Annotated in this window: 22 protein-coding genes; 6 read left to right on the plus strand and 16 right to left on the minus strand. The window is 40.4% G+C overall.

Annotation, left to right across the window (positions count from 1 at the left end; all coding sequences use genetic code 11):
• Positions 1-120 precede the first annotated feature (120 nt).
• The 10 genes from ACFX4X_RS12345 to ACFX4X_RS12390 form a co-directional block, all read right to left on the minus strand.
• Entirely contained in the window at positions 121-1,089 is a 969-nt protein-coding gene (locus ACFX4X_RS12345; protein ID WP_061461355.1) for a sugar phosphate isomerase/epimerase family protein, read from the minus strand.
• Positions 1,090-1,110: 21 nt separating this feature from the next.
• Entirely contained in the window at positions 1,111-2,151 is a 1,041-nt protein-coding gene (locus ACFX4X_RS12350) for a Gfo/Idh/MocA family protein (RefSeq protein ID WP_089362554.1), read from the minus strand.
• A gap of 17 nt (positions 2,152-2,168) precedes the next feature.
• Complete coding sequence (locus ACFX4X_RS12355) at positions 2,169-3,191, minus strand: Gfo/Idh/MocA family protein (RefSeq protein ID WP_377383780.1); 1,023 nt, start codon at positions 3,189-3,191, stop codon at positions 2,169-2,171.
• 18 nt (positions 3,192-3,209) lie between these two features.
• The gene (locus ACFX4X_RS12360) at positions 3,210-3,932 is read right to left on the minus strand and encodes a ThuA domain-containing protein (protein WP_284471923.1); all 723 of its coding nucleotides are present in this window, start codon (positions 3,930-3,932) and stop codon (positions 3,210-3,212) included.
• A gap of 223 nt (positions 3,933-4,155) precedes the next feature.
• A complete protein-coding gene (locus tag ACFX4X_RS12365) occupies positions 4,156-5,190 on the minus strand; it encodes a LacI family DNA-binding transcriptional regulator (RefSeq protein ID WP_377383783.1) in 1,035 nt (344 codons plus the stop codon).
• Between the two features lie 57 nt (positions 5,191-5,247).
• Positions 5,248-6,066, minus strand: coding sequence for a carbohydrate ABC transporter permease (locus ACFX4X_RS12370; RefSeq protein WP_061461345.1), 819 nt, complete (start codon positions 6,064-6,066; stop codon positions 5,248-5,250).
• Positions 6,066-6,926, minus strand: coding sequence for a carbohydrate ABC transporter permease (locus ACFX4X_RS12375; RefSeq protein WP_061461343.1), 861 nt, complete (start codon positions 6,924-6,926; stop codon positions 6,066-6,068). The genes ACFX4X_RS12370 and ACFX4X_RS12375 overlap by 1 nt, the downstream gene beginning before the upstream one ends.
• Positions 6,927-7,114: 188 nt before the next feature.
• Complete coding sequence (locus ACFX4X_RS12380) at positions 7,115-8,404, minus strand: ABC transporter substrate-binding protein (protein ID WP_377383788.1); 1,290 nt, start codon at positions 8,402-8,404, stop codon at positions 7,115-7,117.
• A gap of 368 nt (positions 8,405-8,772) precedes the next feature.
• Positions 8,773-8,958, minus strand: coding sequence for a hypothetical protein (locus ACFX4X_RS12385; RefSeq protein ID WP_061461339.1), 186 nt, complete (start codon positions 8,956-8,958; stop codon positions 8,773-8,775).
• Positions 8,959-9,110: 152 nt separating this feature from the next.
• Entirely contained in the window at positions 9,111-9,950 is an 840-nt protein-coding gene (locus ACFX4X_RS12390) for a YitT family protein (protein WP_061461337.1), read from the minus strand.
• A gap of 493 nt (positions 9,951-10,443) precedes the next feature.
• Between ACFX4X_RS12390 and bioF the strand changes: the two genes are divergently transcribed.
• The 3 genes from bioF to bioC are packed head-to-tail and all read left to right on the plus strand — an operon-like array spanning position 10,444 to position 13,198.
• Positions 10,444-11,640, plus strand: a complete 1,197-nt coding sequence (bioF, locus tag ACFX4X_RS12395) for an 8-amino-7-oxononanoate synthase (protein WP_377383792.1) — start codon at positions 10,444-10,446, stop codon at positions 11,638-11,640.
• Positions 11,637-12,380, plus strand: a complete 744-nt coding sequence (locus ACFX4X_RS12400; RefSeq protein WP_377383795.1) for an alpha/beta fold hydrolase — start codon at positions 11,637-11,639, stop codon at positions 12,378-12,380. The genes bioF and ACFX4X_RS12400 overlap by 4 nt, the downstream gene beginning before the upstream one ends.
• Positions 12,377-13,198: a malonyl-ACP O-methyltransferase BioC gene (gene bioC / locus ACFX4X_RS12405; RefSeq protein ID WP_284471927.1), complete on the plus strand. Its 822-nt coding sequence runs from the start codon at positions 12,377-12,379 to the stop codon at positions 13,196-13,198. Before ACFX4X_RS12400 ends, bioC begins: the two co-directional genes overlap by 4 nt.
• 233 nt (positions 13,199-13,431) lie before the next feature.
• Here the strand turns inward: bioC and ACFX4X_RS12410 are convergent, their stop codons facing one another.
• The 4 genes from ACFX4X_RS12410 to ACFX4X_RS12425 form a co-directional block, all read right to left on the minus strand.
• On the minus strand, positions 13,432-14,109 hold the full coding sequence (locus ACFX4X_RS12410; RefSeq protein WP_284471928.1) for an ABC transporter ATP-binding protein: 678 nt from the start codon (positions 14,107-14,109) through the stop codon (positions 13,432-13,434).
• Entirely contained in the window at positions 14,106-15,212 is a 1,107-nt protein-coding gene (locus tag ACFX4X_RS12415) for an ABC transporter permease (RefSeq protein ID WP_377383799.1), read from the minus strand. The genes ACFX4X_RS12410 and ACFX4X_RS12415 overlap by 4 nt, the downstream gene beginning before the upstream one ends.
• Before the next feature lie 99 nt (positions 15,213-15,311).
• Positions 15,312-16,691 carry a sensor histidine kinase gene (locus tag ACFX4X_RS12420; protein WP_377383802.1) on the minus strand — a complete coding sequence of 460 codons (1,380 nt, stop codon included), beginning with the start codon at positions 16,689-16,691 and terminating at the stop codon, positions 15,312-15,314.
• Complete coding sequence (locus tag ACFX4X_RS12425; RefSeq protein WP_377383805.1) at positions 16,688-17,365, minus strand: response regulator transcription factor; 678 nt, start codon at positions 17,363-17,365, stop codon at positions 16,688-16,690. The genes ACFX4X_RS12420 and ACFX4X_RS12425 overlap by 4 nt, the downstream gene beginning before the upstream one ends.
• A 395-nt stretch (positions 17,366-17,760) precedes the next feature.
• Here ACFX4X_RS12425 and ACFX4X_RS12430 point away from each other — a divergent pair, with 395 nt between their 5' ends.
• On the plus strand, positions 17,761-18,732 hold the full coding sequence (locus tag ACFX4X_RS12430; RefSeq protein WP_377383808.1) for a bile acid:sodium symporter family protein: 972 nt from the start codon (positions 17,761-17,763) through the stop codon (positions 18,730-18,732).
• A 301-nt stretch (positions 18,733-19,033) separates the two neighbouring features.
• Positions 19,034-20,290 carry a DUF445 domain-containing protein gene (locus tag ACFX4X_RS12435; protein ID WP_377383811.1) on the plus strand — a complete coding sequence of 419 codons (1,257 nt, stop codon included), beginning with the start codon at positions 19,034-19,036 and terminating at the stop codon, positions 20,288-20,290.
• Positions 20,291-20,424: 134 nt separating this feature from the next.
• On the opposite strand, the gene ACFX4X_RS12440 is transcribed toward ACFX4X_RS12435, so the two are convergent.
• The gene (locus tag ACFX4X_RS12440) at positions 20,425-20,598 is read right to left on the minus strand and encodes a hypothetical protein (RefSeq protein ID WP_377383814.1); all 174 of its coding nucleotides are present in this window, start codon (positions 20,596-20,598) and stop codon (positions 20,425-20,427) included.
• 174 nt (positions 20,599-20,772) lie between these two features.
• A complete protein-coding gene (locus ACFX4X_RS12445) occupies positions 20,773-22,179 on the minus strand; it encodes a M28 family peptidase (RefSeq protein ID WP_377383817.1) in 1,407 nt (468 codons plus the stop codon).
• Between the two features lie 275 nt (positions 22,180-22,454).
• Here ACFX4X_RS12445 and ACFX4X_RS12450 point away from each other — a divergent pair, with 275 nt between their 5' ends.
• Complete coding sequence (locus tag ACFX4X_RS12450) at positions 22,455-23,603, plus strand: iron-containing alcohol dehydrogenase (protein WP_377383820.1); 1,149 nt, start codon at positions 22,455-22,457, stop codon at positions 23,601-23,603.
• The last annotated feature ends 1 nt before the right edge of the window (position 23,604 follow it).

Here is a 23,604-nt window from a genome sequence, read left to right on the forward strand (position 1 = left end):
CTTCCTTAGTGGTTGGTCGATGTGTACCCCCACAGTGGACTTTCACCACCTAGATAGTTGCCATGCCTGGCACACAATAAAAAGCAACCTCTAATAGGCTGCTCGTAATCGGCTATAAAATTATACCCACCATAAATCAGTTGGACTTTCGTTGATGAGGACAGTTTTTAAATTGGTTACCGCCCGTTGAAATCCTTCTTCGACTGACATCAGCGGATCTTCGTGTTCGATGCTGACGACGTAATCGTAACCGTATGTGCGAAGGGCGCTCATGATGTCGGACCAATCTTGCAGGCTGTGTCCGCATCCTACTGAGCGAAAGTTCCAGGCGCGGCTTTGGACATTTCCATATGGCTGCATGTCGGTTAATCCATACATATTGATATTATCCTGATCCAAGTATGTGTCTTTTGCGTGGAAGTGGTAGATTGCCCCCGCTTTCCCTAGAATTTTGATGGCTCCGACTGGCTCGATGCCCTGCCACCAAAGATGGCTTGGATCAAGGTTGGCTCCTATTGCATCCGATGTAGCTTCCCGCAGTTTTAACAAGGTGTAGGGTGTGTGAACGAGAAAACCACCGTGCAGTTCAAGTCCAATTTTTATATTGTGTTCATCGGCAATGGCAGCTACTTTTTTCCAATAGGGGATCAATTTTTCTTCCCATTGCCATTTCAGCACATCTGTATACTCATTGGGCCATGGGGCGACAGGCCAGTTTGGATATTTAGCTCCTTCGTGATCACCAGCTGTACCAGAAAAAGTATTGACGACCGGGACATTTAGTAAGGATGCAAGCTTGATTGTTTTAATCAATGTTTCATCACTTTCTTTGGCGAACGCTTTATCTGGAGAGATCGGATTGCCGTGGCAGCTGAATGCACTGATCGTTAATCCTCTCGTTTGAACGGATTCCAGGTATTTTTGGCGCTTTTCTTCACTATCCAGCAGTTCATCGAGTGGACAATGGATATTGCCTGGATACCCGCCTGTACCGATTTCAACTGTTTTTAATCCGGAATCCGCAACATAATCAAGCATATCCTCGAATGATTTTTGAGCAAATAGCACGGTAAAAACCCCTAATTTCACAAGCCCCACCTCACCTTTTCTTTAGTTTATGCTCATGACCTTCCCACTTGCCGAGCTTTGATAAATGGCTTCGATTATTTTTGAAACTTTCATGGCTTCCGATGGTTTTACCAATGGTTCCACCAATCCTAGGCAGCTGTCAATAAAGTTCTCTGCCTGCTGCAGGTCTGGTGTATCCTCCCCAGGCATCCATACTGCCTCACTATTTAATAGCATGCCGTGCTTAGCCTGATTCAAGACTAATGGGAACACATCAAGTCCGCCCTGTGTTCCGGATAAACTCAAAACAGTTGCTTCTTCACGGATATTCGCGGCCCAAGAAGTTTCGAATAATAAAGATGCTCCGTTGGCAAATTTGATATAAGCCGTGGCATGGTCATCCACTTCAAATACCGATGCATCGAAATTCCCCCATAGATTGACCTGATCGACACCCTTACTGACATAATTATATGTCGAACCTACGATTTCAATCGGTTCTGGGTCATCCATCAGCCATAAAGCCAAATCAAGCAAATGGCAGCCGTAGTCGATTACGCTTCCCCCGCCTTGCAATTCTTTGCTTGTAAATACTCCCCAGCCAGGGACTTTTCGGCGTCTGATTGCCTGTACACGCGCTACATATGGCTCACCGATTTCACCGGCCTGAATCATTTTCTTTGCAGCTTGGGCTTCCTTCATGAAGCGGTAATGATAAGCAGTCGATAACACTTTACCCGATATGTTTGCAGCCTCGGTTATTGCCTTACATTCCTCAGTTGTAATGGCCATCGGCTTTTCGCATAACACATGTACACCCGCTTGCAGGGCAGCAATTGAAATCTCCGCATGGAACTTATTTGGCGTTGCAATCGTAACAGCATCCACTTCAGCAAACATTTCTTCATAATTGGTGAAAACCTTTTCGATATGAAATTCACGTGCCACTTCTCGCGCCTTCATTTCATCTATATCCTGGATGGCGTATAAAACTACCTTATCTTGAAATTTTTGAAAAGCTGGGATATGCCTTTTTTGGGCAATTCCGCCAGCACCGATAATACCCATTTTTAATTTGTACATGATGACTATAAACCCCTTTATAAGCGGATGATTTTTCGGGATGTATTTGATTCCATCGCGCCAAGAATGACTTTTAATGATTTTAACCCTTCAACTCCGGAGACAAGAGGCTCCTCATTGTTCACCACACATTTTACAAAGTGGCTGATCACTTCGGAATCATGCTGTCCATCAGAATCATTTGTCTGGATGCTTCCTAATTGGATGGTTTCTGTCTTTCCATCATCATGATGGATGATCAGTGAGTATTTCGGATCGTCTTCAAGGCGCAATACCGCTTTTTCCGTATAAATGACCGTCGCATTGTCTTCTTTTGCATAAGACCAGCTGGCGGTAAGAGTACCGATGATACCGCTCTCCGTCCGGAGAATACAGGCCGCACTGTCATCAACGTCTGTGTTCTTCTTGGCAGTCGTTTCCACAAAGGCTCCCACTTCAACAAATTCCTCTCCAAGGAGATACCTTAATAAATCAGCTTTATGGACGCCTAAGTCGCCCATTGCACCAATGACTGCCTGATCCTTTTTAAAAAACCAGCTTTCCCGTCCGTCCACGCTCCAGGTTTCTGGCCCGGAATGTCCAAAGGCCGTCCGGAAGCTATAGACTTTTCCTAGCTTCCCACTCTCAATAAGCTGTTTCGCTTTTTGATGCGAAGGAACAAAACGCTGATTATGACCAATCATTAGTATTTTTCCGCTTTTCGCTGATGCTTCATTCATTTTTTCAGCTTCATCTAAAGAAGTGGCCATTGGTTTTTCACAAAGGACATGCTTACCTGCTTCCAAGGCCGCAACTGTGATGCCTGCATGCAGGTAATTCGGTGTACATACACTGATCGCTTCAATCTCCTCATTTTTCAAAAGTTCTATATAATTAGTATATGCTTGGGCGCCATACCTTTGTGCTGCTGCATTCGCCCGGTCTGGCACAATATCACAAACGGCAATGATTTCAGTTTCCTTATGTGCATCATACTCCGGAAAATGCCTATTTTTTGCGATACTCCCGCATCCAATGACTCCTACCTTCACTTTGCCCATTCTGTTCTCTCCTTCACTTCAGCTCTTTGTTGATATGGATTCCAACGGTTCGGCTTTCCCATAGTTCGTTACCATTCCAAATTCTGGCTTGACCCAATCAACGGCATTCTTAATTACCCGTTGAATCTCTGGATTATGGAAAGTCGGATATGTTTCATGACCTGGACGGAAATAGAAAATCCTTCCTTTTCCCCGCTGATACGTGCAACCGCTTCTGAAGATCTCCCCGCCTTCAAACCAACTGACGAATATTAATTGATCTGGTGCAGGAATATCAAAATGTTCCCCATACATCTCTTCCTTCTCAAGCTCTATATATTCCCCGATTCCATCAACGATCGGATGACTGGGATCGACAACCCAGAGCCTTTCCCTCTCATCCGCCACCCGCCATTTCAAATCGCAAGTCGTGCCCATTAACTGTTTGAAGATTTTAGAGAAATGACCAGAATGAAGGACGATGAGACCCATTCCCTCGAGAACCCGCTTCTGAACCCTCGTAACAATTTCATCCTGAACTTCATCATGTGCTACATGTCCCCACCATAGAAGTACATCCGTTCGTTTCAGTGCTTCTTCGGTTAATCCATGCTCTTCTTCATCGAGAGTGGCCGTCCTCACTTCGACCTGCTCGCTTTGTAAAAAGCCGGAAATTGCCCCATGGATTCCATCTGGATATACTTCGGCTACTTCAGGCTTGGTTTTCTCGTGGCGAAACTCATTCCATACTAGGACTCTCATGAACAATCTCCTCCATATCAATTTGTCGGCATCTTGCTCCTGCTCGTATGTTAACTATTACCTCTTTATTCGTAACGCAAACGTTTGCGTTAAACGTGATCAAACCTTAGTCGATTATCAGATCATACTTATTGGCTTATTTCAAAAATAATAGTGATAATCTATATTGTAAATTTATGTTAGCAAAAATCAAGCTTTAATTAGTAAAACATTTCTACATTTTTCATTTAATTTCCTTTTCGGCAACAAAATGCGACTCCCGCTTTATGATTTTGGTAGGGATACTTATACTTTTTTCCATCATTTCAGGATTTGCAATGAGATCGAACACGCATTTTGCCGCCTCATACCCTAACTGATACGTATGGATATCAACCGTTGTAAGCGGCGTACTTAAAAATTCTATGAATTCTGAGTGATTAAAACAGACGACACTAATTTGCTCCGGCACTTTCAAGTTCTTTTCAGCTAAAACTCCAAGCAAAAGAACTCCCAATAAAAGATCCATAACCAAAAAAGCGGTTGGAGCCTTACTTAATTCCAGCAATTCATCAATCGCCTTTATTCCATCTGTTCGATTTAAAGGGATCAATTTGATATATTCCTGTGGCACATCTAATCCAGCCTGCTCCATCGCTTGTTGAAACCCTGTCAAGCGGGCTTGAATCACTTCAAACTCTGGACTGCCTCCTAAAAAGGCGATTCGCTCATGTCCAAGGCTGATTACAAACTCCGATACTTCCCTGGCCGCTTGAACATTATCGTTATCAATGAATGTGATGCCGCCGACGTTCGTACTTGGCTTCCCTATCAAAACAAACGGAAAGCCTTGCTTTATTAAATACGGCACTACTTTATCGTCCTTTTTAGAGTATAAAACAATCATGCCATCCACTCTTCTGCCCTGAACCATTTTCACGACATCCTCAAAGATGGCATCTTCCGTCTCGCCGGTTGTCAGAGAAAGGCTGTACCCCTCTTTATTGCAGAAATCCCCGATGCCTCGGATCACTTCTGGAAAAAAGGGATTATAAAGTGATTCCCTTGCGGAACTTTTCATGACGATTCCAATGGCTTTTGTGGACTTCGTGACTAAGTTGCGGGCATTTTCATTCATATGATAGCCCATTTCTTTTAATACCTTGCGTACCTTACGCTTTGTCTTTTCACTTATTGTCGGGCTGTTATGAATTACACGCGATACCGTTGATGGAGCGACATTCGCTTTTTTGGCAACGTCCTTTATTGTAACAGACATATTCATCACCACTTCCCGTTCACCGCATATGGTTTAATATTCCCTATATTTAAATAGTTATTTAACGGCTCCATCTGCAATTCCTTTGATAATTTGCCTTTGAGCAAAAAAATACGCAATGATGACTGGAATGATGGATAAAGTAAGTCCAGCCAAGGCAAGATGCCATTGTTTCGTATATTGCCCGAAAAAGAAGAACAATTTAAGCGGAATGGTCTCCGATCCCTCGCCACCAATAACAAGGGATGGCAACAAATAGTCATTCCATATCCAAATGACATTTAAGATCCCAACTGTAATGGACATCGGTTTTAATAATGGAAAGATGATATGCCAAAATACTTGAAACCGGTTAGCACCATCAATTTTAGCTGCTTCATCAAGAGAGATGGGAATCCCTTTTAATGTACCATGGTATAGGAATATGGAAAGACTGCAACCAAAACCTAAATACATGAAAATCAGTCCGGCCTTGTTCAACATCCCCAGCTGACCAAATTGGGCAACAAGCGGTATCATCACAGACTGAAACGGAATCAACATGGCTGCTACAAACACAAAGAAAAGCAAGGAACTTATTTTACTTTTGTTTCGGGAAAGTGCATATGCGGCCATCGCAGAAAAGATGATAATAATGACTACACTGACGCCCGATATCAATAAAGAATTGAATAAAGTCCGGAGGAAATCCAATTGCTCGAAAGCTTGAATGAAGTTTTCGAATGTCCAGGTTTCAGGCAGTCCCAGTGTATCGGCAAATATATCCCGCTTCATTTTAAAAGCATTGACAATCATTAAATAAAACGGAGTGAGCCATATTACGGCTAAAATGAAACCGATGAATCCAACCAGCCATAGCTTCCATTTTTTTCTCATTACAGCTCAACCTCCCTTTTCTTATTGATATACACTTGTGTTAAAGAAACTGCTGCCACAATTACGAAAAAGATTACGGCTTTTGCCTGTGCATATGCCATATCATTTTCGGTGAAAGCGGATTTTACAATGTTCATCGCGACCATTTCGGTTGAATTATAGGGAGCTCCGTTCGTCAAAGAAAGATTTTGATCATAAATCTTGAACGAGTGGGACAGCGTCAAAAACAAACTGACGGTAAAAGCAGGTGCCACAAGCGGGAAGGTGATATGGCGAAAGCGCTGGAAGCTGTTAGCCCCATCAATTTTTGCCGCTTCGATCAAGTCTTCAGGAACAGCCTGCAGATATGCAATATAAATGATCATGATATACCCGGCCATTTGCCAAGACGTTAATATGATCAATCCCCAAAAACCTGTTTCTGTCGTTGATAACCATCCATTAAATGCCTCGATCCCAGTCAAGTCACCAATCGCACCAAAGACCTTAATGAAAATGAACTGCCAAATAAAACCTAGGATCAAGCCGCCAATTAAATTGGGCATAAAGAAAACTGTCCGCAGTATGTTGCTTGATTTGATTTTCGATGTCACGATAAGAGCCAAACTTAAACCGATGACATTGATTACAACAATTGCCGCTACGGAAAATTTAATGGTGAACCAAAATGTATCCAGAAACCCTCTATCCGTAAACAAATCCATATAATTCTTAAGACCGATGAAAGCTGGCGTCCCTAGACCGTTCCAATTCGTAAAGGAATAATAAAATCCGTAGATGAGTGGCACGATCACCACCAAAATGAGTGCAGCAAGAACAGGTGTCAAAAACAGCCAATATGCGGCATCCCGATTCCTCAACGAAACCGACCTCCTTGAAATGATTTAATAGATAACGGATTTCAAAATATATTAAAAATCATCGATCATGACTAGTTAGTAAATGATGTATACCTTATTTACGCAATTTCCCTTAGCTACTTTCTTGTAACAGGAACAACCAATCGACACCCTTTTCATGCCGATTGGTCATTTGCCATTCCGAACACTTACTTGCTATGAATCTTCTCCCAATTTTCAATGTTCTGTTGGACAAGTTCATCCCACGTCAATTTACCAGTTACGTACTTTTGGACACTTGCACCAAGATCATCATTCCAACCAACCGGATATCCATTAAACACCCAACCAATCGTGTTTCCATCTTGGGAGTATTTATAAATTTCTTTTGAAATTGGATCGGCTATTTTTTCTACATCATATCCTTCATAAGCAGGAATGAATTTAAAATCTTCCAAAACGGCTTTTTTCCCTTCTTCAGATGTATACATCCAGTCGAGGAACTTCTTCGCTTCTTCCTGTACCTTTTCATCCGATTTCTTGTTCACTGCCCAATAGTTCGGTACCCCGACCGGCATTCCTGCTTTGTCTCCATTAGGAATCGGAATGATACCAATGCCTTTTTCCGCTAATTCCGGGTCCATATCATATACTGTGTTATACACCCAGTTACCTTGCTGAATGATTGCAACCTTTTCAAGGGAGAACAACTCTTCCACTTGTTGGGAGTAATCAAGACTTGTTGTCGGCTGGACGGAATATTTATTTTGGATATCGACCATTTGTTTAAACTTGTCACCATCCGTGAATTTAACAGTTGGAGACTTGCTTGCTTTTAACACATTCCCATCAAACTCCGGCGCTAAGAATACATTGGATAAATGGTTTCCTGTCACCCACTTCTCTTTAACCGGGTAAGCGAAAACTGCATCGATTTTCAATTTGTCTTTCTGTGAATCCATTTTCTTAACTGCCGCCTCTAATGCTGCATAACTTGTAATTTCTTTAGGATTGATTCCGGCTTCCTTAAATATCCGTTTGTTATAAATCAAGCCGTATCCTTCCTGGTTAAATGGAAGTCCAAGAACTTGCCCGTCCTCTTCCACGCCATCCAAAGTGCCATCAAGTGCTGCTGCCGCTGCCTTCGTGTCCTTTAAATCTAATAATCTATCTTTATATTGTTTGACATCTACCGGTCCGCCAATGTTAAAAACCGCTGGCTCCTCACCTGAAGCGAACTTTGCCGTAATGGCTGATTTATAATCATTTCCACCGCCAACTGTCGATATCTTGATCTTCACATCTGGATTTTCTTTTTCATATTGTTTCACCAATGCCTCGAATTGCGACTTGAATTCTACCTTGAATTGAAAAATATCCAGAGTCACTTTATCCTTAGAGTCGCTGTTTCCACCAGTAGAAGAAGAGCATCCAGCCAAAATCACACTAAAAATTAATAAAACAGAAAAGATTCCCCCGTACCATTTTTTACGATTCATGCCTACCGACTCTCCCTTTTTTCATAATATTCATGCAATTTTAAGAAAACGTTTGCATAAAATAGTAAAATAAAAACCTTTCGTTCTACGATATGAATAGTCTAACGTACTTCTTTTACATCACCTCCTCACAAACTCTTTTGCAAACGTTTACATTTATGCGCTTTATATTACCACCAAATTCCATACTTTACAATTAAATTGTAGTATATTGTAAAAAAAGGATGTTTAAAACCTTCTCAATCTAATTATATGATTCAGAAACCATTGATTATTCCTTTAAACGATTATAAAAACTTTTTTTGTACGGGCCATTTTCACCTCTGACATTAGTACCCAAAAAGGGAAACCCAACGGTCCCCCTCTTTTCACTTCAATACCATCTGTACATTGGATGAACCATATTCATCTTTCAGTTCATAATATTTATCGCTTGCCTGTCCAAATTCTTTAAACACACCACTAATGATCAATTCATTCGTTTCCTTATCAACTACACTGTACTTGATATTGCTTTTCCCAAACTTTCTGTCATCCACTTTTAAAAGGATCATTTTAGACACCTCCATATTTAATGGCTGCATTCCTCAGGGTGTGTGGATTCTTACTTACATAATATAACAAATTATTCGGAATTTACAGATTTTTTTACATTGCAAAATAAAAAAGCCTATTAGGCCTTTTCATTTCTAACTAACCAATCGCTTCAGGACTTCGAGATATCCAGGAATCCTTCACCAAATACATCCCGAACGTCATGTATGGCTATGAAAGCATTGCTATCCGTTGACTGCACAATTCTCTTTAACTTGAGCACCTCTTGCTTACTTATAACGATATATAAAATATCCTTGGATGCTTTTGTATAGTATCCATGACCGCTAAAAACGGTTACCCCTCGGTCCATCAATACCGTCACTTGTTTTGCAATCTGGTCCGCTTCATTTGATATGATGGTAATCGCTTTTTTCGGGTTCAATCCCTCAATGATGAATTCCATCGTTTTTGTTCCAATATAAAGCATTAGGATAGTAAGCATCAGACCTTCTGCGCCAATGATGAAATAAGATGAGAACGCAACGATTAAATCGAAAAACAGAAGTCCATAACTTAAGCTCCATCCCAAATATTTATTCGTAATTCGGGCTAGGATCGTTGTACCGGCAGTCGTACCTCCAACTCGAATGATTATTCCAATCCCTGCTCCGGCAAAAACCCCGCCAAATATCGCATTGATGACAATTTCATCGGAAGATATATTCCAACTTTCGGTTAAATGAAGGAAAAGCGAGTTGAATGCAACGGCGATGATGGTATAAATCGTTGTCATTTTCGACAGATATTTATAACCGACAATGAGCAGGAAAGCATTAATGATCAAACTTAACAGCCCTGGTGACCACTCAAAAAGATAAAATAAAATGATGGTTATCCCCGTGACTCCTCCCTCACCAAGTTCATTGGGAATAACGAAAAGATTTATTGCCAAAGCGAAAATAAAAGCTCCTATTAATATAAATAAAACATCTAAAGAAATCTTTTTCATATTTAATTACCTTCCTTTATGTAATTGTTAATGTGAAAAGAAATAGGTTAATTTCACTGCTCTATAGTAACATGGAATTCCATTTAATCCTTCAAAGATTTGAAGGTTTAACAAAAAGACTACCTTGGTAGTTAGACTATCTTCAATGAATAAGCTTAATACGTAAAAGGCACTAATTTTTTCTAAGCTCTTTTAGACATTAGCTTAACAAAGCTGCTGCCCATGGAAAACAGCAGCCATCATAATCCCCCTTACAACTTATTGTTATGGTAAAACTCTACTGCTCCACTACATGGTTCAAAGGACAAATTCTAATCAGAATGCTGATAATAGTTCTCCTCTTTCACCCCTCGTTATCTCCCTGATCTATGAATAATTATTTTATAATCGGGTTCCTTTTCAAAGCTTGACAGTTTTATAGGGTCATGATTAGAATGTTTTATATGTTAACTAAAATTAATTTAAGTTAACATATAACAAAAGGAGAATGTCCATGCACAGTGAAAAGCAATTACCTTGGGAAGATAAAATAAAGAAAGAACTGGCTTATTTAGAAGAGATATCGCAAAAACGTGAACTCGTCACAACTGTATTTGCCGAGAAGCCATGGCTTTTGATCAACGGCCATAGAATGCTAAACCTTGCTTCCAATAACTATTTAGGATATGCAGGAGATGAACGGTTGAAAAAGGCTATGGTTGATGCAGTACATACATATGGTGCAGGAGCAACGGCTTCACGTTTAATCATTGGCAATCATCCTCTTTACGACCAAGCAGAACAAGCTCTTGTCAATTGGAAGAAAGCAGAAGCAGGTCTCATTATCAACAGTGGATATAACGCAAACTTAGGAATTATATCCACTATGCTGTCTCGTAACGATTTTATTTATAGTGATAAATTGAATCATGCAAGCATTGTCGATGGAGCTCTTTTGAGCCGTGCGAAGCATATGCGATATCGGCATAATGATTTAGATCATTTAGAAGCATTATTGAAAAAATCATCAATTGAAGCACGTAAATTAATCGTGACGGATACGGTCTTCAGCATGGACGGTGACTTTGCTTATCTTGAAGACCTTGTTCGATTAAAAGAACGTTATAACGCAATTTTAATGACAGATGAAGCACACGGAAGCGGCATCTACGGTAAAAACGGTGAAGGTTATGCCTGTCATCTCCATCTTCAAAATAAAATTGATATCCAAATGGGAACATTCAGTAAAGCGCTTGGTTCATTCGGAGCCTATGTTGTCGGAAAAAAATGGCTTATTGACTATTTAAAAAATCGCATGCGCGGATTCATTTATTCAACTGCACTCCCCCCTGCCATACTCGGTGCTATAAAGACAGCGATTGACCTTGTGCAAGAAGAACCAGAGCGCCGTGCACTGCTCCAAACACATTCGGAATACTTTAGAAAAGAACTCACATATTACGGGTTTAATATTTGTGGGAGTCAATCACATATTGTTCCTATTGTCATCGGAGAAAACGAAAAAACGATGAAATTTGCCAAACGTTTGCAGAAAGAAGGAATTGCAGCAATTGCTGTCAGACCGCCGACCGTTCCTGAAAATGAGGCGAGAATCCGGTTTACCGTGACAGCTCTCCACAATAAAGAAGATCTTGATTGGGCAGTTAAAAAGGTTTCTATTATTGGAAAAGAAATGGGTGTTATTGAATGAAAAAGCCGAATTTAATCATGCTTCCTGGCTGGGGAATGGAAGAAGGAGCATTTAAACCGTTAATCAAACCGCTGTCTGAAGCATTTAACCTTTCATTTATAGAATGGAGAGATACGAAAACACTAAATGACTTTGAAGAACGAGTCATCGACACAATCGCTTCCATCGATGGTCCTATTTTTTTACTTGGCTGGTCATTAGGGGCACTCGTATCACTTGAACTTATAAGCTCATATCGAGAAAAAATAAAAGGTTTTATACTAATTGGTGCAACGAGTCGGTTTACCACGGATGAAAACTATTCATTTGGTTGGAATCCACTTATTGTCGAGCGCATGAAGAAACAACTACAGCGTAATAAAGAGAAGACTTTGATTTCATTTTATGAAGCAATGTTTTCCGAAGCAGAAAAAAAAGAAGGTTTTTATCATCAATTCAATGCGACAATTCAACGCGAGTTTCAAGGAGATGATGTGTTTTCGCTTCTTATAGGTTTGGATTATTTACTTCAGAAAGACGTAAGAGTAAAGCTCGCTCAGGTTAAAACCCCCTTTTTATTGATTCATGGAATGGAAGACAAAATTTGCCCACTCGAAGCCTCATCTTTCATTAAAGAAAATCTGGGTGGGGAAGCTGAACTCCACATTATGGAAGGTACTGGTCATATTCCATTTTTCACAAAACCACAGGAATGTGTGCAGCTCATGAAAACATTCATTCAAAAAGGAGTACATTCATGATTGATAAACGATTGTTAAGTAAGCGGTTCAGTGAACATGCGAAAACATATGATGCGTATGCCAATGTTCAAAAAAATATGGCGAGACAATTGGTTGATCTACTTCCTCAAAAAAACCCCAGTCAAAGAATTAATATTCTTGAAATTGGCTGCGGCACTGGTTACTTGACCAGGTTACTCGTTAAAACATTTCCTAATGCTGTTATTACGGCTGTTGATTTAGCACCAGGAATGGTTGAAGTGGCGAAAGGACTGACAAAGGAAGACCGTGTTACTGTTTTATGTGCTGACATCGAAGAAATGGAACTTAATGAAAACTATGACTTAGTTATTTCCAATGCAACGTTTCAATGGCTGAATAACCTTCCTGCAACCCTTGAAAAATTGTCTTCGCGTTTAACGCCTGAAGGAAGCCTGATATTTTCAACGTTCGGAACTAAAACCTTTCAAGAGCTTCATATGTCATATGAACATGCGAAAGAAAAGCTTCAACTTACCATTGATAGTTCACCTGGCCAAATGTTTTATACTCTAGAAGAATTATCGCAAGTTTGTGAAGAAGCAATCCCTTTTTCATCAGCATTTCCAATAGAGATGACAAAAATGGAAACGCTTGAACCAGAGTACTTTCAGACAGTACGTGAATTTTTCACTTCAATCAAAAAGATTGGTGCAGCTAACAGCAACAAAGAAAACTACTGCCAACGCCCCGCTTTTTTTCGAGAGTTAATCAACATATACGACACAGAATACCGAGAAGAATCAGGTGTGAAAGCAACTTATCACTGTTTGTTCTTTAAAATTAAAAAACATAATTAATCCGAAGAGAACGGTCTGGGATACCAGTATAATATCCTTTTCTTATAGCCGTTTATAAAATATGCCTTTGCCTTTGCTTACATATTTGCAGCCCGTTCCTATAAAATTATTTATAACGGTTCCATCTAGTATTTCAGAGAATTCAGGCCGCCGCCTCTCCTAATTCCTTTGGAGAGGCGGCGGCCTAGTTACCCCTTGATTCAACTCAAGGGGGCGTGTGTTTTAAGTATAACTCATCCAAATACCTTGCCATCTGTAATATTGACCACTCGATCACATAAATCTAGCATTCTTTCATCGTGCGTTACCATGATGGCCGCTTTATTTCTTGACTTCACCTCATGTGCAAGCATTTCAACAACATCCCTGCCTCTTTTGGAATCAAGACTTGCCGTTGGTTCATCCGCTAAAATGATTTCAGGATCATTCATCAGCGAACGGGCGATGGCTACACGCTGCCGCTCTCCGCCCGATAGTGCTTCAGGCAGGTGATCTGCCCGATTTCCAAGTCCAAGATGGCTAAGCAATTCGTCCGCTTTTTTCACAGTTTTTTTATCCCGCTTGCCAATCAGTTCAGAAAGTAGCAGAAGCTGATCTCGTACAGTTAAATATGGAACAAGATTCGATGACTGGAATACAAACCCGATCTTTTCAAGGCGCACCCGAGTCAATTCCTTTGAGGATAGTGATGTAATATCCTCATCATTCAGCAGTAAGCGACCTTCGCTCGGAGATAGTAACGCACCCGCTATTGAAAGAAAAGTACTTTTTCCTGAGCCTGAAGGACCCACGATCGCGACGAATTCCCCCGCTTTCACATTCAGGGAAATATTATCAAGGGCTGTCACCTTATTAACGCCTTCCCCATAAATCTTACTGACGTTTTCAAATAATAGTTTATCCCTCATCATGATACCCTCCCTATTGCTTCGATCGCGTCTATCTTCGCTACTCGGTATAGTGATAGCAGCGAACCCAATACGGATACAACCAAAAGTAACACGGAATATTTAATGACCAAATCGGTACTCAATACGAATGGCATTCCCTCTGGCATGATTAACGTGACGACATATGTCAGGGCAACACTGATGGCTATGCATGTCACTGCAAGCAGCATTACTTGACCAATAATACTTTTTGCCAGGTAGCCCGTATTGGCCCCGAGTGCTTTAAGAACTCCGAATTGATTCGTTTTTTGCAAGGTAATCACATAAAAGAATACAGCCAAAACGAATGCTGCTATGACAAACAAGAAAGCAATCATCATCGTCAATGTACCTTGTTCCTCTTTGAACCCTGGTATACTCTGAAGTGATTCTTCTTTAGAAATGAGCGTTACATCCTCAGGCAATGATTCACGTACATTCTCTTCTGCCTTCGAATCCATTTGCACTGCTATGGTGCTGATTGAATCTTCCCCTTGGTTTTTCAATGCAGGATTAATCTCCTGCCATCCCTTAACATTCATGTAAACAACAGGTGAATGGCTGTAAGACTGCTTTTCTGTAAAACCAACAATGGTGAAAACCTTACCTGATAGGTCATCTTTGAGTGAATCACCTAATTTATAGCCAACCTCTTTTAAAGAACGATCAGCAACTACTTCACCTTGTTTCTTATTGTCATAGTTCCTTCCTTCTATGACCTTCGGTGCTAAAATACCATTAGCATTGGTCGCAAAAATCGTGACATCCGTTTTTTCCGTTGACCCGATTTTATTCAATGTGGTCATCGTTTGCCCAAGACCCTCGGCTGCTTTAACATCCGAGGAAGCACGGATTTCATCTAGTTTTTCCATGGATATGATCGATCGGTTCAATTTATTTTTAGAGTCATGCTCCATGACAAAATAGTCGGCCTTCATATTTTGTATGGATGAAGCATTATCTGAAGAAAGTCCATTAGCTAATCCTGAAATGATAAAGACAAGCAAAGCGACCAATACCATGATCAGTCCAATCAGCAGATAACGTAACTTTGAATGCTTTAGTTCACGTATTGCCAAAAACATCATTTCATCCCCCATTCCTTTTGTTTACCGATCAATTCCTACTTGATTCGGTATGACCCGATTGTAAACAATCAATATGAATGGAAGATGAACAAATGATTACATAAGGGGCAGCCGTATATAAAAAGTGGTCCCTTTACTGAGTTCGCTTTGAACCTCGATCGTTCCGCCATGAAGTTCAACCGTCTTCTTCGTAATCGAAAGTCCTAATCCGCTGCCTGTTTCACTCCTGTTCCTCACTTTGTCGACTTTATAAAAGCGATCAAAGATATAAGGGAGGTCTTCTTCTGGAATTCCCATGCCCGTATCAGCAATCATCACTTCAACAGCACTGCCTATTTTTTTAATCCAAATATTGATTGAACTGCCGCTTTCCGAGTATTTAATGCTATTGGTTATCAAATTCGTCCATACTTGATTTAAAAGTTTCTCATCTGCAGAAATGACGGTTGAAGGCAAATCCATTTCGATCACCATATCTTTTTCCCGCCAATTCCATTCCAGCATGAACAACACTTGCCGTATTTGTTGCGCTAAATCGAAATTGGAACGTTGCAGCGGGTCATCCTCTTTATCCAAGGAAGCAAGCATTAGCAGCTGTTTGCTTAACAATGACATGCGCCTGCTTTCTTTTTCAATAATGGACAAGTAATTATTTCTTTGATCTTTTGTTAATTCCTCCGATTGAAGGGTTTGAGAAAAACCTTGGATGGATGCGAGCGGAGATTGAATTTCATGAGATACATTCGATACGAACTCCTGCCTCATATCATCCAACCGTTGGATACTATGGGTCATTTTCGAAAAATGCTGTGCCAAATCCCCTATCTCATCGCTTCGGCTGACATTTAATTCACTACTATAATCCCCATCAGCGATTCTCTTTGTAGCTTCCGTTAATTTCGTAATTGGCTTAACGATGAAACGCGTGTTTATAATAACAAATAAAAAACTGAGTAGGAGCGTAAGTACGAGCAAAACAGAAAGGTAAAAGCGGAACTCTCCAAACTGAAGTTCTATATTCGGCCTTACAAACAATGCATGCCTTTCCCCATTCACGTTCATGGGAACGCCAATGCTATTGATTAATACATCCTCAAAAAAACCGGTAATAAATAGCCCATTATTATAATTGGCGATCCCTTGATACGTTTTTCCGTTCAAAACTCCGGAAATTGTGTCTGGATCTAAAGCCGTTTCCCGAAACGGCTCCCCATATAAAGTTCCTTCACCCTGCTCATTAAATAGATACATTTGATAGTGCAATCCTGCTATATGATTTAAATAGTCATCAATATCCTGATCTGGGTTTTCCTCATATAAGGAGACAATCTCACTTGCCACTTTGCTTATCTTCTCGCCATTGTAAGGTTTCTGAACCTTATGATAATAGATATTGGAAATCAAAAAAGCGATGACACTGGCAAGCACCATGATCAAAATGGTTTGAATAACTATCCTGAAATAGAGTGTTTTCACTTCCTATTGACCTCCAGTTTATAACCTAAGCCACGGACAGTCGTTATAACAAAATCATCGGTACGCCCGGCAAAACGTTCCCTTAACCGTTTAATATGGACATCAACCGTCCGATCATCCCCTTCAAAATCAGCACCCCACACCAGTTCAATAAGCTGTTCACGCGTAAAGACCTGATCAGGAAAACTCCCAAGCTGAGCCAGCAGCTCAAATTCCTTAAGCGGCAGGAGCAGCGTATTCCCCATTATTCGAACCTCATAACTTTTACGGTCAATGACCGTTTGATTCAATGATATGGATTCAGAATTCACCATACGGTACCTTCGCAATAGCGCTTTTATCCGAAATAGAAGTTCCCGTGGCTCAAATGGCTTGACGAGGTAATCATCAGTACCCGCAAAATACCCCTTTTCCTTATCGATAAGTTGATCTTTAGCTGTCAATAAAATGACAGGCAGATCATATTGATCCCGGATTTCCTTACAAAGATCCAGTCCGTTTTTAAACGGCATCATAATATCGACAACCGCCAGATGGATCCGTTCCTTCTCCAGTATCAAGGAAGCCTCATTCCCGTCCTTCGCTTCCGATACCATGTATCCTTCCTTTTCCAAATGAAATTTAAGCAACTCCCGAATATGCCGATCATCATCCGCAATTAATATATGTATCAAAGAAACCACATCTCCACTTCTTTTATAGCTCTAGCTACACATACAATAGCAATAATTAAACCTGTAAAACAACAAATACTCATTCCAACTCCAGTTCCTTATAAATTGGTTTGCCACTAATATACAGCACCCTCTTATTTTTTATTAAAAGATAAAGTAAAAAAGCGAATAGAATCTCTAAAAACCCTGTCCGCTTTTTTCCTAGAGTAAATCCATATTCACACTAGTTCAGCGGAAGAGAATTATAGTTCCAAAAATCATCGTTTTCAATATGACTGTCCATAATGAAAATACCCAAAAGGCTGTTTAAAGATGTATTGATTTTTTAAAAAGGTTTAAAATATTCTGAATATAAACTATAATTGTTTTATTTTAAAACATCTAGGAGGGTCACTATGGGAGTAGTAGAGAAAATCAGCGGATTTGCTGGTAAAACGTTTACCTTATGGGTCATTATATTTGCAGTTATTGCGTATATCTTACCTAATAAATTTATATGGATTGGAGCCTATATTGTCCCATTATTAGGAATTGTCATGTTTGGCATGGGACTTACATTATCAACAGCGGATTTTAAAGAAGTTTTCCGACGTCCGAAAGAAGTGGCACTAGGAGTAGTAGGACATTTTATCATTATGCCATTATTGGCATTTGTATTAGCATTAGGGTACGATTTGCCCAAAGAAGTGGCTGTTGGGGTTATTTTGGTAGGATGTTGCCCTAGTGGAACAGCTTCCAATGTCATGGTGTTTCTTGCGAGAGGAAACGTTGCGCTTGCAGTTGCCATTGCTTCTGTTTCCACTATTCTAGCGCCTATCGTAACTCCCCTGCTTATTTTGCTCTTTGCAAGTAAATGGGTGGATATCAGTATTGGATCACTATTCATTTCCATCATTCAGGTGGTGATCATCCCACTGATGCTTGGATTCATTGTTAAAAAGTTTTTCGGTAAACAGGCAGAAGCTGGGGCAAAGGCTTTGCCTCTAGTATCTGTCATTTCTATCGTTCTGATCGTATCTGCCGTAGTGGCAGGCAGCCAAGCTCAGCTGGCTAAAACAGGTTTGCTCATTTTTGCAGTCGTCGTTCTTCATAATGTTCTTGGTTTTCTTCTCGGCTTTTTCTTTGCTCGTTTATGCGGGATGGATTTAGCTAAACAGAAAGCTGTCGCAATGGAGGTTGGTATGCAGAACTCTGGTTTAGGTGTAGCTATAGCAACAGCCCACTTCTCGCCTTTGGCCGCTGTACCTAGTGCCATTTTCAGTGTTTGGCATAATATATCAGGTTCCGTTCTAGCCTTTATTTTCAGTCGCATGAAAGATAAAAAAAATGCAGGGACAAATAATTCGATAAAAACAGACATATCATAATATTGTTGGATGAATAAAAAAAGCCGATTGAATAAATCGGCTTTTTTTATTGTGAATCAACCATCCTTATCATTGAAATTCAAAGGAAAATATCAATGATTGTGGGTTCGATTCATATTGCATATTTTAAGCTTTCATACTTAATAGGCGATTTTCTCATTCCCCGATAGATGAACTGACTGCCCTTGTTGGGAGTATTTTTTTGAACTACCTGCTATACTACTAGATAAAAAGTAAGTTATGGAAATTGCTAATGATTCGGGTTATAGTAATTGATATCATTTTAAGGATGAGGAATATAATGTCACCAAAAATAAAATCGTCAAGAAAAATTGCTAAATATTCACTAATGATCATGGGAGCGGGTTATATTGCAACCACTCCATTTCAAGGTACGTTGCCGCTGGATTTATTACATGGAGGGTTTGAGGCAGGATTAGTCGGTGGTCTGGCAGATTGGTTTGCAGTCACTGCATTATTCCGGCACCCGCTGGGATTACCGATCCCCCATACAGCGCTTTTGCCCAACAATCGTAAAAGAATGACCAATGCACTTGTTTCGATGCTAAAAAATGACTGGCTTTCTAAGGAAAGTATTCAAGACAAAGTAAAACATATTCCTTTTACAGAAAAATTGATCCCAATTTTAGTAAAAGAGATACAAAGTGATACTTTTAGAAAAGTCCTGATTAAACTTATCAAGCAAATGATTTGTTATATAGATATAGAAAAGGTTACACCTTTCGTTGCAAAAAAGATTGAAGCATCACTTTCTAACATAGACATGGGCAAGATTCTTCATTTAGTAAGTTCACAGTTACTCAATGAACAATTCGATAAGAAGGCCTTGGATCATGTTTTGAAAAAAGCGGAAGATTGGTTAAGAAAAAAACAAACCAGTCATCGACTTGGCACTGTTTCCATGGATGTACTCAGCAAGATTGAACTGGAAGGTATGCTTCAGTTTGCCGTCAAATCCATTCAAAGTCTACTTAACGAAGAGAAACTTGGGAATATCATACAAAACCTTTTATTAAGTGTCGTAAATAATTTACAAAACGAGAAAGAACCAAATAGAGAGGCTTTAATCCTATATATCCGAAATGAGATACAAGGCATTAACCATAACCGGGAACTGTTAGAAGGAGTTGAAAAATGGAAAAATCAACTTCTGACAAAATGGGAGCCTGAGGCGACAATAAAGGGGAGTCTACAACAAATTCAACAAGATGCGTTAGATTTCGTAGATGATGAACATTTCATGGATACTTACCTGACTCCACTGATTCAGCACGTACTGGACAACATAAAAGAAAATAGCACGCACATCGATCAATGGATACAGAAACAAATTACTGTTCTCATTGAAAAAAATCATACGCAGATCGGCAATCTTGTACAGGAAAATTTAGATAAACTAGACAATGAAACACTGATTGATATGATGGAAAATGGTGTAGGAAAAGACTTACAATGGATTCGTGTGAACGGGGCGGTCTGTGGTTTTATAATAGGGCTTATCCTAACAGGTGCACAGGCTCTACTTAAGCTGTTATAATCAAGGCACATTCGGCTGTTATTGTAACGGAAGAATACTGTCATTACTAAATCATCTGGGGCTGATTCGTTGCCTTTAGTTTGATACCCCTCATAAAAAAGGCCCTTAACCTCAAGGGCTTTTTAACGGGGAAATTAATCTAATGTATAGGGCTTCCTCTCCTCGATTATCTCCACTTCATCCCATTCCACAGATTTGGAGTACATATATTTATCTGTTCGTTCAAACCCCATCCTTTTGGCAAGTTCAGTGTTGGTTGTATCCAACAATACTTTTCCTGTTGTTCTTTCTTCTGATACTGGAAACAACTCTCCCTTATATTCAGCATAGGGATTAATAGAAAATAATACATTAACTTCATTTACATAGGGAATCCATCCCATTTGGAAGGATTATGAATTAGACTTCCCCCGTTTTTTCATTTTTTAACATAAAAAAAAGAGTGCAGCTGCACCCTCTGAAATTCATACTTTTTTAATGCATTATCTGGTTTCCTTTTCGTCAAATAAATGCGGAGCTTTCACCTTTTTCCCTTTTTTATGATTTGGATTTGGCTCTTTAGCTTCGATTTTAGCTTGGTCATAGACAGCGGTTCCGACAATTCCAGCAACATCTTGAAGCTTTTCTTTTGAGATTTTATCAATGGAATCATCAGGAGTATGATACCAAGGTTCTGATGGACTGTGGATGAATAAAGCAGCGGGAATCCCAGCCTCAGCGAAAGATACATGGTCACTACGTCCGCCTTGTCCATATGGAGTAGGCTCGCCATTCAGCCTTGTACTTGATGCCTGAGCCAGCTCGGTCACAAGATTCAACTCTCCATCATTAGTCAAAATGACCAAATCTCCAGCGTCCTTGCTTCCCACCATATCCAGGTTGAAGTTTGCAATCGTCCGCTTAATCTCATCATCAGAGAGGTTCTCCACATAATTCTGTGAACCAAGCAATCCATTTTCCTCGGCCCCAAAGGTGACGAAGCGAAGTTCCGTATCTGTAGGAAGATTCTTCAGTGCACGTGCAAGTTCAAGTGTGACGGACGTGCCTGATGCATCATCATTCGCTCCAGGTGCCCCAGCGACGGAATCATGATGTCCAGTGATATAGATGATATCGCTCTTCTTAGCTTTAATGGTCTTTGTTGCTTTTTTTGTTGCCACCACGTTATAAGAGCTTTTCTCTCCGGTATAAGCTCCTTCAATCTTTAATGATGCTGTCAGTTTAACTCCAGCATTCAATTTTTCAAGCAGTGCTTCTCCATCCTTTTTCGTTATCGTGACAGATGGAATATACTGATCATTAGCTCCTCCAAGGGTCCCATTTAATTCCCCATCTGCATTATTGAATAGGATGACACCTGCTGCCCCTTTTTCTGCTGCATTCAATACTTTCTCTGCAAAAGTGAAGCTGCCTCTTTGTATAAGGGCGATCTTACCTGTAACACCCGCTTTTTCAAGCTCTTCCTTCGTTCCTAAGCCGGCGTATACCATTTCACCGGATAGATCACCATTTACTGAATAAGTTAAATGGTTCGCTTGGATTTCCCTGTCAAACCCGTCAACGGACAGCTCGACCAGATTTGGATCTGTATAGGATAAAAAACTGAACTCGTCAATATCGGCTTTATAGCCATAAGATTCGAACTGCTTTTTGATGAATTGGACGGCCTTATACTCCGAATCAGTACCGGCAACTCGAGGTGTTTGTGAGAGGTATTCAATATTCTTGTAGATTTTGTCGACATCGATCCTTTTAACGATTTGCTTGTCTGTGGATGGCGCATGATGTACTGGAGAAGAACTCGGTGTTGCTAAAGCGGTAGTAGTGGTCCCGGTTGCTCCGAATGTTAATGCCGCAACTAATGATACGGATAGAAATTGTTTTTTCATAGATTGCCTGCCTCCTATTTTAATAGATCCCCTCCATTATTTTACAATATACGGAAAATTCTAACTAGGTAGGTTTATCCCTATTCATCCATGTCTAAAGTAACGAATCTACAAACAAAAGAAATGATTAGGTGATTTGACGCATAACAAAAGTCCTCAATCATTTGATATTTTGTCATATTATATAAAAAACCTGGTATCCAAACAGGATTTTCGTTCTTTTTCGGGAAAATAATACAAGAGAAATTGAATTTTTATAGGGAGAAGGCGCAAAGATGTCGATAACTAAATTTGTGATGCCGGAAGTAATTTTTGGAAAAGGTTCGATAGAACAAGCTGGCGAGGCCTGCTTGCGGTTGGGTGCCAAAAAGGCGTTGATAGTCAGCGACTCCGGTGTTGCCAATGCTGGCTGGTTAGATAAAGTCATTGAATCCTGCCAAGAAGTGGGTCTTGCCTTTGCTACCTTCATTGAAATGACGACCAACCCGAAAGACACGGAGATTGAAGCCGGCTGTTTGGCATTTAATGACCAAGAATGCGATGCCATCATTGGTTTGGGAGGAGGCAGTGCTTTGGATGTCGCCAAAGGGGTAGCCCTTTTAGCTACGAATGGTGGCATCATCAGTGATTATGAAGGTGTTGATAAAGTCCACTCTCCCCTTCCACCCATGGTGATGATTATGACTACGGCAGGATCAGGATCAGAGGTCTCTCAGTTTTCGGTGATCGTCGATTCATTCCGCGAGAAAAAAATGACGATCATTTCAAAATCACTCGTCCCCGATATTGCAATAGTCGATCCTGGTACCTTAACCACCTTGGGACCGGATTTGACCGCGGCTACTGGAATGGATGTTTTAACCCACGCCATTGAATCCTACGTTTCTATCGCTGCGACACCGTTGACCGATGTACAAGCTAAAAACGCGTTGTCCATCGTTTCCCGTCACTTACGCCCCTCTGTAGCATCCAGGCATAATGAGGAAGCAAAAAAAGCGATGGCAATGGCGAGTCTGCAAGCTGGACTAGCTTTTTCCAATGCCATTTTGGGAGCGGCCCATGCCATTTCACATGCAATTGGCGGAAAATACCTTCTTCCGCATGGTGAAATCAATGCGATACTGCTTCCCCATGTCATGGATTTCAATCGAATTGCCTCACCAAGGCGATTCAGCGAGATGGCAGACATCATGGGCATCGATACACGGGCATTGACCGAGCAGCAAGCTGGAATGGCAGCCGTTCACTTCGTAAGGGAATTATCCCAGGATATAGGAGCTCCCAAGAGTTTAAGTGATGTCGGCATTACGAAAGAAATGATAGAACCCATAGGGATGACCGCACTTGAGGATGCCTGCATGATCACAAATCCTCGTGATATGTCATTAGAACAGATTAATCAGCTGCTTCTTACAGCCCTTTAAG

Source organism: Peribacillus sp. YIM B13481 (assembly GCF_042787985.1).
Classification (GTDB): Bacteria; Bacillota; Bacilli; order Bacillales; family DSM-1321; genus Peribacillus; species Peribacillus simplex_A.

Excerpts from the sequence above, each read along its gene's own strand:
- ACFX4X_RS12350 (WP_089362554.1), bottom strand. The coding sequence starts at position 2,151 with ATGTACAAATTAAAAATGGGTATTATCGGTGCTGGCGGAATTGCCCAA.
- ACFX4X_RS12355 (WP_377383780.1), bottom strand. The coding sequence starts at position 3,191 with ATGGGCAAAGTGAAGGTAGGAGTCATTGGATGCGGGAGTATCGCAAAA.
- ACFX4X_RS12360 (WP_284471923.1), bottom strand. The coding sequence starts at position 3,932 with ATGAGAGTCCTAGTATGGAATGAGTTTCGCCACGAGAAAACCAAGCCT.
- ACFX4X_RS12365 (WP_377383783.1), bottom strand. The coding sequence starts at position 5,190 with ATGTCTGTTACAATAAAGGACGTTGCCAAAAAAGCGAATGTCGCTCCA.
- ACFX4X_RS12370 (WP_061461345.1), bottom strand. The coding sequence starts at position 6,066 with ATGAGAAAAAAATGGAAGCTATGGCTGGTTGGATTCATCGGTTTCATT.
- ACFX4X_RS12380 (WP_377383788.1), bottom strand. The coding sequence starts at position 8,404 with ATGAATCGTAAAAAATGGTACGGGGGAATCTTTTCTGTTTTATTAATT.
- ACFX4X_RS12385 (WP_061461339.1), bottom strand. The coding sequence starts at position 8,958 with ATGATCCTTTTAAAAGTGGATGACAGAAAGTTTGGGAAAAGCAATATC.
- ACFX4X_RS12390 (WP_061461337.1), bottom strand. The coding sequence starts at position 9,950 with ATGAAAAAGATTTCTTTAGATGTTTTATTTATATTAATAGGAGCTTTT.
- bioF (WP_377383792.1), top strand. The coding sequence starts at position 10,444 with ATGCACAGTGAAAAGCAATTACCTTGGGAAGATAAAATAAAGAAAGAA.
- ACFX4X_RS12400 (WP_377383795.1), top strand. The coding sequence starts at position 11,637 with ATGAAAAAGCCGAATTTAATCATGCTTCCTGGCTGGGGAATGGAAGAA.
- bioC (WP_284471927.1), top strand. The coding sequence starts at position 12,377 with ATGATTGATAAACGATTGTTAAGTAAGCGGTTCAGTGAACATGCGAAA.
- ACFX4X_RS12410 (WP_284471928.1), bottom strand. The coding sequence starts at position 14,109 with ATGATGAGGGATAAACTATTATTTGAAAACGTCAGTAAGATTTATGGG.
- ACFX4X_RS12415 (WP_377383799.1), bottom strand. The coding sequence starts at position 15,212 with ATGTTTTTGGCAATACGTGAACTAAAGCATTCAAAGTTACGTTATCTG.
- ACFX4X_RS12430 (WP_377383808.1), top strand. The coding sequence starts at position 17,761 with ATGGGAGTAGTAGAGAAAATCAGCGGATTTGCTGGTAAAACGTTTACC.
- ACFX4X_RS12435 (WP_377383811.1), top strand. The coding sequence starts at position 19,034 with ATGTCACCAAAAATAAAATCGTCAAGAAAAATTGCTAAATATTCACTA.
- ACFX4X_RS12445 (WP_377383817.1), bottom strand. The coding sequence starts at position 22,179 with ATGAAAAAACAATTTCTATCCGTATCATTAGTTGCGGCATTAACATTC.
- ACFX4X_RS12450 (WP_377383820.1), top strand. The coding sequence starts at position 22,455 with ATGTCGATAACTAAATTTGTGATGCCGGAAGTAATTTTTGGAAAAGGT.